General features: G+C 70.4%; 14 protein-coding genes and 1 pseudogene. 6 read left to right on the forward strand and 9 right to left on the reverse strand.

Translation table 11 applies throughout. The features are described from left to right. Positions 1 to 18: 18 nt before the first annotated feature. Positions 19 to 639 (reverse strand): TetR/AcrR family transcriptional regulator, encoded by a 621-nt coding sequence (locus tag OHA17_RS35715; RefSeq protein WP_406509936.1) that lies wholly within the window; start codon positions 637 to 639, stop codon positions 19 to 21. Between the two features lie 133 nt (positions 640 to 772). Between OHA17_RS35715 and OHA17_RS35720 the strand changes: the two genes are divergently transcribed. Continuing rightward, entirely contained in the window at positions 773 to 1963 is a 1191-nt protein-coding gene (locus OHA17_RS35720; protein WP_398875297.1) for a cytochrome P450, read from the forward strand. A gap of 5 nt (positions 1964 to 1968) precedes the next feature. After that, positions 1969 to 2187, forward strand: a complete 219-nt coding sequence (locus OHA17_RS35725) for a ferredoxin (RefSeq protein ID WP_406509937.1) — start codon at positions 1969 to 1971, stop codon at positions 2185 to 2187. A 38-nt stretch (positions 2188 to 2225) separates the two neighbouring features. Here OHA17_RS35725 and OHA17_RS35730 read toward each other — a convergent pair whose 3' ends face one another. The 6 genes and pseudogenes from OHA17_RS35730 to OHA17_RS35755 all read right to left on the reverse strand — a co-directional run bounded on the left by OHA17_RS35730 (position 2226) and on the right by OHA17_RS35755 (position 8838). Continuing rightward, entirely contained in the window at positions 2226 to 2846 is a 621-nt protein-coding gene (locus tag OHA17_RS35730; RefSeq protein WP_053726835.1) for an L-threonylcarbamoyladenylate synthase, read from the reverse strand. A 115-nt stretch (positions 2847 to 2961) separates the two neighbouring features. Continuing rightward, positions 2962 to 4125: pseudogene (locus OHA17_RS35735) on the reverse strand (alanine--tRNA ligase-related protein); the annotation flags it as partial. Between the two features lie 903 nt (positions 4126 to 5028). Further along, a complete protein-coding gene (locus tag OHA17_RS35740; protein ID WP_406509938.1) occupies positions 5029 to 5529 on the reverse strand; it encodes a histidine kinase in 501 nt (166 codons plus the stop codon). A gap of 173 nt (positions 5530 to 5702) precedes the next feature. Then, complete coding sequence (locus OHA17_RS35745) at positions 5703 to 7430, reverse strand: TIGR03767 family metallophosphoesterase (protein ID WP_406509939.1); 1728 nt, start codon at positions 7428 to 7430, stop codon at positions 5703 to 5705. Between the two features lie 248 nt (positions 7431 to 7678). Next, complete coding sequence (locus OHA17_RS35750; RefSeq protein ID WP_406509940.1) at positions 7679 to 8377, reverse strand: alpha/beta fold hydrolase; 699 nt, start codon at positions 8375 to 8377, stop codon at positions 7679 to 7681. Positions 8378 to 8412: 35 nt separating this feature from the next. Then, positions 8413 to 8838, reverse strand: a complete 426-nt coding sequence (locus OHA17_RS35755) for a MerR family transcriptional regulator (protein ID WP_406509941.1) — start codon at positions 8836 to 8838, stop codon at positions 8413 to 8415. A gap of 81 nt (positions 8839 to 8919) precedes the next feature. Between OHA17_RS35755 and OHA17_RS35760 the strand changes: the two genes are divergently transcribed. After that, on the forward strand, positions 8920 to 9708 hold the full coding sequence (locus tag OHA17_RS35760) for an amidohydrolase family protein (RefSeq protein ID WP_406509942.1): 789 nt from the start codon (positions 8920 to 8922) through the stop codon (positions 9706 to 9708). 84 nt (positions 9709 to 9792) lie between these two features. Here OHA17_RS35760 and OHA17_RS35765 read toward each other — a convergent pair whose 3' ends face one another. Next, positions 9793 to 10389, reverse strand: coding sequence for a DUF2867 domain-containing protein (locus tag OHA17_RS35765; protein WP_406509943.1), 597 nt, complete (start codon positions 10387 to 10389; stop codon positions 9793 to 9795). A gap of 96 nt (positions 10390 to 10485) precedes the next feature. Here OHA17_RS35765 and OHA17_RS35770 point away from each other — a divergent pair, with 96 nt between their 5' ends. Beyond that, the gene (locus OHA17_RS35770) at positions 10486 to 11043 is read left to right on the forward strand and encodes a TetR/AcrR family transcriptional regulator (RefSeq protein WP_406509944.1); all 558 of its coding nucleotides are present in this window, start codon (positions 10486 to 10488) and stop codon (positions 11041 to 11043) included. 108 nt (positions 11044 to 11151) lie between these two features. Here OHA17_RS35770 and OHA17_RS35775 read toward each other — a convergent pair whose 3' ends face one another. Continuing rightward, entirely contained in the window at positions 11152 to 11544 is a 393-nt protein-coding gene (locus tag OHA17_RS35775) for a hypothetical protein (RefSeq protein ID WP_398875313.1), read from the reverse strand. Between the two features lie 197 nt (positions 11545 to 11741). On the opposite strand from OHA17_RS35775, the gene OHA17_RS35780 reads away from it, so the two are divergent. Both OHA17_RS35780 and OHA17_RS35785 read left to right on the forward strand, forming a co-directional pair. After that, entirely contained in the window at positions 11742 to 12401 is a 660-nt protein-coding gene (locus OHA17_RS35780) for a peptidylprolyl isomerase (protein ID WP_406509945.1), read from the forward strand. A 92-nt stretch (positions 12402 to 12493) separates the two neighbouring features. Further along, positions 12494 to 12757 (forward strand): DUF6225 family protein, encoded by a 264-nt coding sequence (locus OHA17_RS35785; protein ID WP_053726845.1) that lies wholly within the window; start codon positions 12494 to 12496, stop codon positions 12755 to 12757. The last annotated feature ends 78 nt before the right edge of the window (positions 12758 to 12835 follow it).

The following is a 12835-nucleotide window of genomic DNA, read 5'->3' on the forward strand; positions in this document are numbered from 1 at the left end:
CAGGGCCAGTTGACGGAGCTAGGCCGTCTCGCTGTCCGGTGCGGACCAGAGGTGGTCGAGGGTGTCGACCACCAGGCGGCAGACGGTGTCCGGGTCCGCGCTGGCCAGCGGCTCGCGCGCCACGACCGTCCGCATGAGCCCGATGCCGAGCAGCCAGGCCATGGCCAGATCCGCGCGCAGGGCACCGTCCTTGGCCCCGGAGAGCGCGGCCAGCGCGCTCTGGTACTGCTCGCCGAGCTCCCGCAGTGTCCCGGTCGCCTCGTCGCCGCGCCCCATGGAGCGCAGGTAGACCTCCAGGGACCGGTCGGCCGACCCCGACGCGCTGCTGGTCAGCATTGAACGCAGCGCGGTCTCGAAGAGTTCCTCGGGCGGTGTGGCGCGCAACTGCTCCAGGCCACCCTGCGCGACGACCTCCGTGAGCAGTCCCTGCTTGGACCCGAAGTACCGGAACAGCAACGCCTGGTTGGCGCCCGCCCGTTCGGCGATCTCGCGGACCGTCGCCCCTTCGTAGCCCCGTTCCGCGAACAGGTCCCGGGCGGCGTCGAGCAGCCGACGGCGGGTGGCCCCGGCATCGCGGCGGCGCTCACCAGCGGGCGAGTCAGGCGCGGGCGGGTCGGGCGCGGGCGATTCGGGGGCCATCGGTTCGGGGGCTTCTTCCACGGCACAGGTCCTCTCAGACGGCCCGTCAGGATAACGGCCACAATGCGCCGTTGACCGCCCCCAGGAGGCACCTCTACCGTTGTAAGCAGCTGCTTACATCCGGGAGGCCGCAGTGACGACAGCCGACACCACACCCCTCGCCTATCCCTTCAACACCTCCGACGGACTCCAGCTCGCCGAGGAGTACGAGCGCGTACGCGAACTGCCGGGTCTGTTGCGCGTACAGCTGCCGTACGGCGAGTCCGCCTGGCTCGTCACCCGTTATGCGGATGCCCGGCTCGTCCTCGGTGACCAGCGTTTCAGCCGGGCCGAAGGCGCCTCGCACGACGAGCCCCGCCAGTCCGAGGGGCGCAACGACAGCGGGATTCTCGGCATGGACCCGCCGGATCACACCCGGCTGCGCTCGCTGGTGGCGCGGGCGTTCACCGTCCGCCAGGTCGAGAAGCTGCGTCCACAGGTCCGCGAACTCACCGCGAGCCTGCTCGACGACCTGGAAGCGGCCGGGCCGCCCGCCGACCTCGTGGACATGTATGCGCTGCCCCTGCCGGTCGCGGTGATCTGCCGCATGCTCGGCGTGCCCACCGAGGACCGCCCGCGCTTCAGGGTGTGGAGCGACGCGGCGCTGTCCACCAGCTCGCTCACCGCCGCCGAGTTCGAGGCCAACCGTGAGGAACTCCGCGCCTACATGGGCGAGTTGATCGAGGTGCACCGCCGTGATCCGCAGGACGACCTGATGACCGCGCTCATCGAGGCCCGCGACGGCGGCGACCGCCTGACCGAGCTCGAACTCGTCGACCTGTGCGTGGCGGTCCTGGTGGCCGGACACGAGACCACCGCGTCGCAGATCCCCAACTTCACCCTGACGTTGCTGGAAAACCCCGACCAGCTGGCGCAGCTCAGGGCCCGGCCCGAGCTCATCGCGGGCGCGGTGGAGGAACTGCTGCGCTTCGTACCGCTGGGCAGCGGGGCCGGCCAGGCCCGGTACGCCACCGAGGACGTCGAGGTGGGCGGCACGCTGGTGCGGGCCGGCACCCCGGTCCTGGTCGCGATGGGCGCCGCCAACCGCGACGCGCTCCGCTTCACCGCCCCCGGTGTGCTCGACATCGCCCGCGAGGGCAACCAGCACCTCGGTTTCGGCCACGGAGTCCACCACTGCCTGGGCGCCCCGCTGGCCCGGCTGGAACTCCAGGAAGCCCTCAGCGCCCTCGTCACCCGCTTCCCCGGGCTGAAACTGGCCGGCGACGTGACGTGGAAGTCCGAGATGCTGGTCCGTGGCCCGCGCGTCATGCCGGTCGCGTGGTGACCGCCATGACCTGGAGCGTACGCGTGGACCCGCAGCTCTGCCTGGCCTCGGGCATGTGCGCCGGAGCGGCCCCCGACGTGTTCGCGCTGGACGGCGAGCACACGCGAGTGCTGCCGGAGGGGATCGAGCCGGACGAACGCATCCTGGACGTCGCCGACGCCTGCCCCGCCCAGGCGATCACGGTGCACGACGGCAGCGGCGTCATCGGGCCACGCCGCGACTGACCGACGCCGCGGTACGACGAGCGCCCGGGCGCGGGCGACTACTCGAAGCGCGAGGTGTCGCCCGCTCCCCGGCGTACGATTTCGAGCTCGCCGTTCGAGAAGTCGATCACCGTGGTCGGCTCGGTGCCGCAGTCCCCGGAGTCGAGGACCGCGTCCACCACGTGATCGAGGCGCTCCTTGATCTCCCAGCCCTGCGTCATCGGCTCGTCCTCGTCGGGCAGGAGGAGAGTGCTGGACAGCAGCGGTTCGCCGAGGTCGGCGAGGAGGGCCTGAGCGACGGCGTGGTCGGGGATCCGCACCCCGACCGTCTTCTTCTTCGGATGCAGCAGTTGGCGCGGTACCTCCCTCGTCGCGGGCAGGATGAAGGTGTAACTGCCGGGCGTCGCCGCCTTGATGGCGCGGAACACGTCGTTGTCGATCTGTACGAACTGGCCCAGCTGCGCAAAGTTCTGGCACACCAGGGTGAAGTGGTGGCGGTCGTCCAGCTCGCGGATCGACCGGATCCGGTTGATGCCGTCACGACTGCCCAGCTGGCACCCCAGCGCGTAGCAGGAGTCCGTCGGGTACGCGACGAGCGCGCCGGAACGGATGCTGTCCGCCACACTGCTGATGGTGCGCCGCTGAGGGTTCTCGGGGTGCACGTCGAAGTACTTTGCCATCCACCGAGTCTAAGGTCCGGGTGCCCAGGTGCCTGGCCGCCCGGTTCCGGCGGTTTCGAGGTGTCGGCGCGGGGCCGTTCCCCAACGGCCCCGACGCCGAGGGGCAGCCCGGTGTGCCGCCCCGGAGGCCGCGTACGAGGTCGCGGGGCAGGCCGTGGGTGTCGTGGAGGTGGCTGTAGTCGTCCTCGGTGAGGGGGCCGGAGTAACGGGGCCGGGACAGGACGCGGCGGCCCCGTTCGAGGAGCCGGGTGAAGCGCCGCTCCTCGTCGAGGAGTACGTCGCGGACCGAGCCGGTGTGCCCGTGCTGCCCGAAGTGGTCCAGCGTGTGCCGGACCAGGTCCTCGGGCAGGTCGCCGAGCGTTCGGGACGGATCGACCCGCCACAGCGTGGTGAGCACCCGCCGGATCAGCCGCCGCAGGACGTATCCGCGCCCGGTGTTGGACGGCAGGACACCGTCGCCGATCACGACGATGCTCGACCGCAGATGGTCGCAGACCAGCCGCAGCGACGGCTCCTCCAGCTGCCAGAGCGAAGGCACCGAGCCCCGCCACGGCTCGAACAGGTCGGTCTCGAAGACCGATCCCTTGCCCTGGAGGACGGCGACGAGCCGTTCGAGGCCGAGCCCGGTGTCGACGTTCGGCCGGGGCAACAGGTCGAGGGTGCCGTCGCCGCGCCGGCGGTGGCGCATCATCACGTGGTTCCACACCTCCACCCATCGTTCGTCTCCGGTCGGTGTGGATCGCGGCGGTGTGTCTCCCGTCCAGATGAAGATCTCCGAGTCGGGACCGCAGGGACCGGTGGGGCCGTTGGACCACCAGTTCTCCTCGGTGGTCAGCTCGACCGGCACCCCGAGCTCCTCCCATGTGCGTAGCGATTCGGTGTCCGGGCCCGAGTGCTCGTCGCCGCCGAAGACCGTGGCGTACAGCAGTCCCGGATCGACGCCGAAGCCGTTGACCAGCAGGTCGTGGCCCCAGCCGAGGCTCTGCGAGCTTCCGTAGTCGCCGAGGGACCAGGTGCCGAGCATCTCGAAGACCGTCAGGTGGGTGTCGTCGCCGACCTCCTCCAGGTCGGTGGTGCGCAGGCAGCGCTGGACATTGACCAGGCGCCGGCCGAGCGGATGGGGCCGCCCCTCCAGATAGGGGGTCAGCGGATGCATGCCCGAGGTGGTGAACAGCACGGGGTCACCGGGCGGCGGCAGCAGGGACGACCCCGTGATGCGCCGGTGGCCCCGGTCCTCGAAGTACTCGACGAACGTGCGGACTACGTGCTCGGTGTTCATGGTGTTCATGGCTGCGGGTCCTTGGCTGTGGGGCAGCCGGAAAGGGACCGCGGACACGGGACGCGACAGAAGTTTCAGAGGCAGGAATCCAGGACTGGGATTCCGGACCATGAATCCGACGATCCACCGGCGGGCCGTTTCCGGTCGCCGGGGGAGTGGGGAATGAGGTCAGGCGGCGGCAACCGGCGAGCTGGTCGCTCGCGCGGTCGCGCTGTCGATACGGCTGATGACCTTCATACCGTCCACAGTAACGGGCGGATGGGTGGCCTGCACACGAATTCCTGTGAGGGTGGTGGCGGTCGCGATGGGGGCCAGCGGTGGGGTCGGATGTGATGGTCGGAGGCGGTCAATGGTCTGCCGCTCCTTGGCGTCCACCGGCGGGGCCGACCGGGTGGGCGGCCGCCCTCAACGACCCGGCCATCACAGCCGCGCTGCAGGCCAAGCACAAGCGGGACTACGGAGTGGCGCCCGGCCGGTACCGCAAGCAGGTGAGCACGAGCTGATCCGGCGAAGGCGGCAAGGCGGGCCCGGCGAGTGAGGGGCTCGCCTGGTGGGGGGAGTACCAGGGAACCGTCGTCCCACTCGCCGGGCGCCTTCCCGGTGGCGGCACGGGCGGCCTGGAACTCCCGCGACGGCTGCCCTGCCAGTGGTGGTGCGCACCGGGAGCGGGTGGTGGTGCGTTCGGGGCCGAGCGGCCGGGGCCGCTCATGCTGCCAGGGAGACCGGTCTCTCGCTGCTGCCCTCACCATGGCAGCGGGCAGGTGTCCTGTACAGGTCGATTCTGGACGCGGACGGGCAGCGCTCCGTCCATCGCGAAAGTCCTCAACTCCCGTATGGCACAAGGCCATTGAGCGTGGCGCACACCTGCCCTCGTGGCTCGGCTGTCGCAGGCCGACCGTGCTCTCAAGCCTTCTCGGTGTTCTGCGCCGCCCGCTCGGCGGCCTCGACCTGGGCGGTGAACTCCTTGGCGGACAGGCGTTGCAGGGTGCCGTCGTGGCGCCGGGCCAGTTCGTCGGCGGGCTCCGGCGCGGACTCGTGCAGATCGAGGACCAGCATGGCCGTGCCGTCCTCGACCCTGCTGCTCAGCACGATGAGGCCGGCGCCGTCCTCCAGGAGCTGACGGTTCTCCGCCGCGTTGGCCAGCGTGGCTCCTGCCGCGCTGCCCAGCAGCACGCCGATCGGTCCGCCGAGCAGCCCCACGAGACCGCCCACAAGGCCGCCGCCCACCGTGGGCACCCCGGCGCCGCGCACATGGTTGTCCGGCACGTCGAGCAAGCCCTCGGCCGAGCGCTCCAGAATGGCGGCCTGGCGCAGGCCCGGCAGAGAGACGGCCTCCGCGAAGGCCGACCGGCAGCGCGCCGGATCGGTGAACGAGATCAGCAGAACGTGGTGGGTGTCCGCCATGGCGGGTGTACTCCCTCGTCGGATGACGTTACGGCTGTCGGCCCTCCCAGTGGAACGCCCGCCCGACCGCCCCGCCAGGCGGGCACGTCCGTCGGAGGACCGGGCTGCTCCCCGGGGGCCCGCCGGCCCGCTCGCCGGACCCGAGGCCGAGCCGCCGGGTCCGCAGCGTGCCGCTACTTGCCCGGGTGGGCCAGGACCAGCTCGGTGTTGTGGTCGGCGGAGGAGCCGAGCTTGGCGGCCGGAGTGGCATACGGGTCGTTGTACGACAGCTCGCGGTACAGGGCCGCCAGGCCCCGGTCGGAGGTGTCCGCGAAGTCCGTCGTGTAGGGCGCGGCGGACTCGATGAGGGTGGTGAACAGCGACAGCGTGCCGTCGCCGTTGTCGGCTATCTCGATGATCCGGGCGTGCTGCGGATAGTCGACGTGGGACGCGGTGTTGATCTCCCAGAAGGCGCGCTCCGGAACCGCGTGGCCGTGCGGGGTGATGCGGTTCTCGTGGGTGTGGCCGTTGACCCAGGCCACCACGTTCGGATAGCGCTGGAGCAGCGCGACCAGGGCATTGCCGTCGTGGCGCCCCTCGAAGGGGTGGTACGGGTCGGGCAGCAGGTTGCCCATGGTGGTGCTGGTGTGGTGGCTGAACAGGACGATGAGCGAGTCGCTCGACCCGCCGCGCACCACGTGCCCGTCGGTGTCGTACCAGCGGCTGCTGTGCGACTTCAGCACCGATTCGAGCCAGTTGAGCTGCGCCGTGCCGAGTGAACCGTCCGCGAAACCGGCCCTGTTGGTGGTGTCCAGGCTGATGCCGAGCACGCCGCCCGCGAGCGGGAACGTGTAGTACAGGTGCCCGCTGCTCGCCGCGTCCGAGGTGAAGCCGTGGCCGACCGGCCCGGCGCCGGTGTACGCCGGGTTCAGGTGCGCCTTGGCGAACTCGGCCGGGGTGAAGGGGCGACGGCGCTCGTCGGGGGTGACCTTGCGTATCGCACCGCCGTTGCCGAGCAACTTGCCCACCAGGATTACGGCTTGGGCCGGGTCGTGCTGCAGGGCGTAGGCGAGCTTGGCCGCGGTGGCGTCGTCGCAGCCCTCGATCTTCCGGTCGCCGGTGTACAGGTCGTTCAGCAGACCGAGGTCCGGCAGGCTGCCCTCGATGCTGTCGTCGTGGTTGCCGACGGTCGTGTACCAGGGCACGCTCAGGCCGGGTGCGTCGAAGGCGCGGCCCGCGCCCGACAGGAAGCCGGGGATCTGCGGGAGCCCCTTGGCCTTGTAGCTGTCCTGGAACGACAGCTCCGGGTTCCAGTAGTCCGCGTTCCCGGAGTTCTGCACGCCCTCGTAGCGTGAGGGGTCGCCGCTGCTCGGGGTGATCCGGCCACCGCTCATGACGGACAGGTACCAGTCGAGCTCGATGAGTTCGTGGTTGTCGGTGTTGTCGCCGGTGGCCATCACCATGCCGAACGGCAGCCCCGTGTACGGGCCTTGGCGCACCGCGTTGACCCGCTCGACCAGTGACGAGGCGCCGCGCACCGTCAGGGCTTCCTGCGGGCGGTACGCGCTGTCGTTGAACTGAGCCAGGTACTCGAACCGCACCGGCGACTCGGTGTCCGCCAGGTGCAGGTCGGTGAACTGGACGAAGGAGGCGAGCCCGGTCCGGCGGTCGTCCCGACCGGGACCGGCCGCGGCCAGCTCGCCGCGGACCACCAGCGGCCAGCCCGGTCCGGCCACGAGGCGCTTGTACGCGCCGCTGCCGACCGGCATCGCGGCCTGTTCCAGCGTGGTCCCGCCGATCCGTACCGCCCGCGCGGCCGTGGCCGCCAGCGCCCGGTCCTGCGCCGTCGCCGACCACAGGGCGGCCCCTGCGGCAGCGGCGGTCATCCTGGAAACGAACTGACGGCGGCTCATCCCGCGCATGGGTATCCCCCTGGTGGCACTGACAGTTGATGGCACGGCAGCTTTCGGCCACGACCGTGCGGCCACACACTACTGGCGGGTAGCTGTATGTACAGGGGCTGGGAGGAAACTTGAGGGAAACAAATGAGGAGCGTGCTACTGGAGCGGCGGGCAGCCCGGAGCCCGCCACGATGCCCGTCGTACGCCACGCAGCCCGTCCCGGCTACGGGACGGCCCGGCGCCGACCGTGGGGGTGCGGGCCGCTTCCGTCACCTCCCTGCTTCGCCGAGGAGGATGTCTGCCAGCTCGGCCGGCCGGGAGAGCATCGGCCAGTGGCCGGTGTCCATCTCGGCCAGGCGCCAATGCCTGCTGGTCAGCAGCTCGGCCACGTCGTCGGTCGGCTTCGCGCCGTCGAGCAGGCACTTGATGTAGGTCGCCGGAAGTCCGCCGAGCGGGCGGCTCAGCACCGCCGGTTCGGTCAGCGTGGCGCCCGGGTGCGGTGTCGAGCCGCGCACGATCCGGGCGATCTGCTCGGTGCTCAGCCCCTGTGCCTCGAAGTCGGGCTCGGTGAGCGGCGCCCAGAAGCCGCCGTTCTCGGCTATGGACGCCTCCACCGCGGCCTGCCAGTCGAGACCGCCGGACACGAACGAGTCGCCGTCGGCCGGGACATTGGAGTCGACGAAGACGACACGCGCCAAGCGGTCCCCTATGCGCTCGGCGGCCTGCCCGACCGGAATCCCCGCATAGCTGTGCCCGACCAGGACGACATCGCGCAGATCGAGACGCTCGACCTCGTCGACGATGTCCTGGACATGGGTCTGCTGCCCGGCCGGAACGCCCTGCTTCTCGGCGAGGCCGGACAGCGTCAACGGGTGGACGCCGTGGCCGCCCGCCCGCAGCGGCACCACAACCTCGTCCCAAGCCCACGACCCGAGCCACGCTCCCGCAACCAGCACGAAATTCGTCATGGCTCCACCGTAGGGGGAGGGTCTGACAGCCGGTCCTACGCCGACTCCTGGGCCCTCTCCCGCATGGCGGCCGACTCGGGATCCTCCGAGGTCAGGGCCCCTTCCGCGGCAGCGATGGTCCGCACGAGGGTCGCTCGCGCGGAGGCGATCCGGGCCGACCGTTCGTCCAGCGCGGTCAACTGCCCGCGCAGGGCGTCCAGTACGCCGGGACACGGCAGCACCGAGGCGTTCTCGGCCGTACAGGGGAGGACTTGGCGAATGACGCGGGTCGGCAGCCCGGCGGCGAGCAGCGCTCGGATCCGGACCACGGATTCCTCGGCGCCACGATCGTAGAACCGGTAGCCGTTGGGCCGGCGCTGCGGCCTGAGCAGACCCATGCGTTCGTAGTAGCGCAGCAGGCGCTCGCTGGTCCCGGTCCGCTCGGCCAACTCACCGATGAGCACGCCCGCCCGTCCTTCCACGCTTGACCTTCCAACAGTGTCAAGGAGCAACAGTGGGCCCGTCGGCCGCATTCCCGCGGCCCGTCGCCGAGAGGACGAACAGTGATCATCGACGCCCATGGGCATGTCCACGATCCGGTCGAGGCCCATCTGCGCCTCCTGGACGAGGCAGGCGTGGACCGTGCCGTGCTCTTCGGAACCCGGCCCCACCCCGAACGCGCCACCGACCTGCCGTCCCTGCGCCACGAGATGGGCGCCCTGGACCGGGCCCTGAGCGGAAAGGACGACCGTGACGACGGATACCGCACCGCGCGACGGGAACTGGACGCGGCGCTGGCCGCCCACCCGGAACGCTTCATCGGGTTCGGTTCCGTGCGCCTGGATCTGCCCGCGGAGCAGATCGCGGCGGCGGTCGAGCGGGACATCGTCCAAAGTCGGCTGCACGGCATCGGAGAACTGACCCCGCCGCCCGGACAGGCCGACCGACTCGCCCCGGTGATGGAGGCCGCACACGACCACGGCGGACTGCCCGTCGTCGTGCACGGCTTCGCGCCGACCACCGCCGAGGACCTCCACACCCTGTCCGAGCTCGCCACGCGCCACCCGAAAGTGCCGCTGATCGTGAGCCAGCTCGGCGGGCTCAACTGGATGACCGCCATCGAACTGGCCCGGGACACGCCGAACATGTACCTGGAACTCTCCACCGCCAACATCGTCTTCGCGGTGAAGCTGGCCATCCAGGAACTCCCCGGGCGCACCCTCTTCGGCTCGGACGCGCCCTACGGCGACCCCCTGCTCGCCCGCACGACCGTCGAGCGCGTCACCCCGCCCGGGGAACTACGCGACCTCGTCCTCGGGGGAACCCTGGGACGGCTGCTCGGAATCCTCTGATCCGGAGCCGCCCGCCGCCAGGGCGCTCGCCCGGCTCGTCACCGCCAACCGGCCGCAGTGGCCCGATGCCGACTGCTCAAGACGTCAACTGGCCGTGGAGTCCCGGGAGTTGGACTCCCACTCGGCTCCGATCGACCGGATCAGCGCCGGGTACACCCAGACGTACCGGAAGGGCTTGATGCTTGCCATGTACAGGGTGCCGAAGAGCCCGTTCGGCTTCACCAGGACGGCCATCTGGCCGTGGTAGCCGCCGGATCCGTCCGGGACCCAGCCGATGTGCAGCACCGCCTGCACCGTCTTGTTGGCCATCTCGGCCGCCCACTCGTCGTGCGTCTGATAGACGGAAGTGAACGGCGCCGAGCGGAACGCCGGTCCCTGCGGCCCCTCGCGGAGGTCCGCCGGAAGCCGGTCGCGCAGGGTGGGCACCCGGGTGCCCACGCCCTCGCCGGGCTTGTCCCAGCCGAGCAGTGCGCCGAGCTTCCGGCGGACCGCGAAGAGGAAGCGCTGCACGGGCGAGGAGGCGCTTGCGTCGTCGCCCTGGGTGAACTGGCGTACCAGGCGGTCGAGTTCGTCCGGGCGGCCCGGTGTCGGCAGCGCCCACACGTCCTCAAGCGTGAAGTCGGCCGCGATCTCGTGGATCCGCCAGGGGCGGGACGTGTGCGCGGTTGCGGGGAGTTTCATGAACGGGCCCCTATCTATACGATGCCGTATAGATCGATGCTAGCACCGAATATACGGCACCGTATAGATGACGGTCGGCGTGAGGGGAGACACAGCATGGGCGCGACTCGCACGCCGCGTGGCAAGTGGATCGAAGAGGGACTGCGGGCGCTGTCCGCCGGTGGCCCGGAGGCGGTCCGGATCGAGTCCCTGGCGCAGTCCCTCGGGGTGAGCAAGGGCGGCTTCTACGGCTACTTCAAGAACCGGGGCGCCCTGCTCACCGAGATGCTCGACACCTGGGAGCGCGAGGTGGCCGAAGCGGTGATCGAGCGGGTCGAGAGCGGCGGGGGAGACGCCAGGGCCAAGCTGGAGCGGCTGTTCGCCATCGCCGTGGCGGGCCGGGGGCCCACGATGGGCGTCGTGGCCGAGCTCGCCATCCGGGACTGGGCCCGGCGCGACGACGACGTCGCGCGGCGACTGAGACGCGTCGACAACCGGCGGATGGAGTACCTGCGCTCGCTGTTCGGTGCCCTCTGTTCCGACGAGGTCGAGGTCGAGGCCCGCTCGATGCTCGCCTTCTCGCTGCGGATCGGCGAGCACTTCATCGCCGCCGACCACGCGGGTCGCAGTCGCGCGGAGGTGATGGAGCTGACCAGGCAATGGCTCCTGAGGTAGCCGCCCGCTGAGGGCCTGCGCCTGATCCGGGCGGGGTCAGGCACAGGCCCTCACATGACGGAGCGCCAACAGCCGCTGGTCATACGGCTGTTGGCGCTCCGTGTCAGCTCAGTCGCAGTACGGCACGCGGCTGAGGTTCTGCACGTAGCGTGCCGAGACCCAGCCCTGCTTGCCCGCTCCGAGCTTGTACCAGATCCTGTTGCCACCCACGCTCTGGCCGATCTTCTTGCACTTCGGCGCGGTGGCCATGCCCATGGGAAGCAGGCCGAGCCGCTTGGAGGTGGTGTTCGCTTCCTGGTGGATCCACACCCCGCCGTTGGCGACGACCTTACTCATGGGCTGGACCGCCGGCGCGGCGGCGGGCGCCTGCTGAGCCGAGCCGCCGGGCTGCGGCCCCGGATTCGCCGCCGCAGCCCCGCCCGCGCTGAGCAGGATTCCCGATCCGGCGAGTGCCGCCACCGCGCTCGCGGTGGCGATCCAGCGCATTCCAGATGCGTACACGCTTTTCCCCTTTCGTTCCTTTTTGGGATGTTACGCCCCGTAGGGCTGTCAATGGTGGCGACCCGTCCTACTGGGACCAAAGAACTTCCCTAATGTGTAGGTCAGTTGATGTGCTAATCGGGGTTTCCCGTGGTCCCCCGGGGTGGAAGGGATGATGCGGCCATGTCACGCTCGTCCCTCCGGAAGGAAGCCCCTCAGTGCTCCGCAGACAAGGCGCGTTGCTTGCCGCAGTCGTTCTGATTCCGCTCGCCACGGCAACGCAGGCCGGTGCCGCCACGGCAACGCAGGCCGCCGCTTGTACCTACACTCCGGCCGTCCCCGCCGACAACTACAAGGGGATACCGGACTTCGACCCGGTCAAGGCCGCCCGCCCGTTCAACGCGACCCTGCGCACGAGCCAGGGCGCCATCACCTTCAAGGCGCTGACCGACAAGGCCCCGTGCACCACCAACTCCTTCCGGTTCCTCGCCGAGAAGCGCTACTTCAACGGCTCGCACTGCCACCGGCTCACCACCGCGCGGCTGTACGTGCTGCAGTGCGGCGACCCGACCGGCACGGGCAGTGGCGGCCCGGGATACTCCTTCCCGGACGAGAACCTCACCGGCGCCACCTATCCGGCGGGCACGGTGGCGATGGCCAATGCCGGGCCGAACACCAACGGCAGCCAGTTCTTCTTCGTCTGGAAGGACACCAAGCTCTCGCCCGCCTACACGCCGTTCGGGCAGGTCACCTCCGGGCTCGACGTCCTGCAGAAGATCGCGGCGGGCGGTGAGGACGACCAGAACGGGCCGGGCGACGGGTACCCCACGCTCCTGGTGAACATCAAACGTGTGGAGATCAAGCGGGGCAACCACTGATCGGGCCACGACCGGTAGGCCAAGCGATTGCCATTGTGGTTCCGCTGGCGGGGGAGCGCGGGGTGAGGCGGGGGCGAGGCTACTCTCCGCCCATGACGGACACCTATGACCACACCCCGCAGGTATGGACAGCAGGCCGCTTGCGGGAAGCTCTCGCCGGCCTGTCCGACGACACCCCCATCCACATCGCCGTCGCGGACGGGCCCGGCGACTTCGAGGGCTACAGCGAGTACGCCCTCGTCGACCTGGAGCCCGTCGAGAAGGACTTCGGCGAGGACGAGACGGCCAGGACCGAAGTCGAGTACACGCTGTTCGCCGACTACAAGGCCGGCCAGTACCACGTCGACCTGGTCTGACCCGCCCCGCCGCGTCGCGCACGGGCCGGGAGGCAGGCGGCTTCCCCGCCCCCTGTTGCCCGGCCCCAGTACCGCTCA

Source organism: Streptomyces sp. NBC_00212 (assembly GCF_045206365.1).
GTDB lineage: Bacteria > Actinomycetota > Actinomycetes > Streptomycetales > Streptomycetaceae > Streptomyces.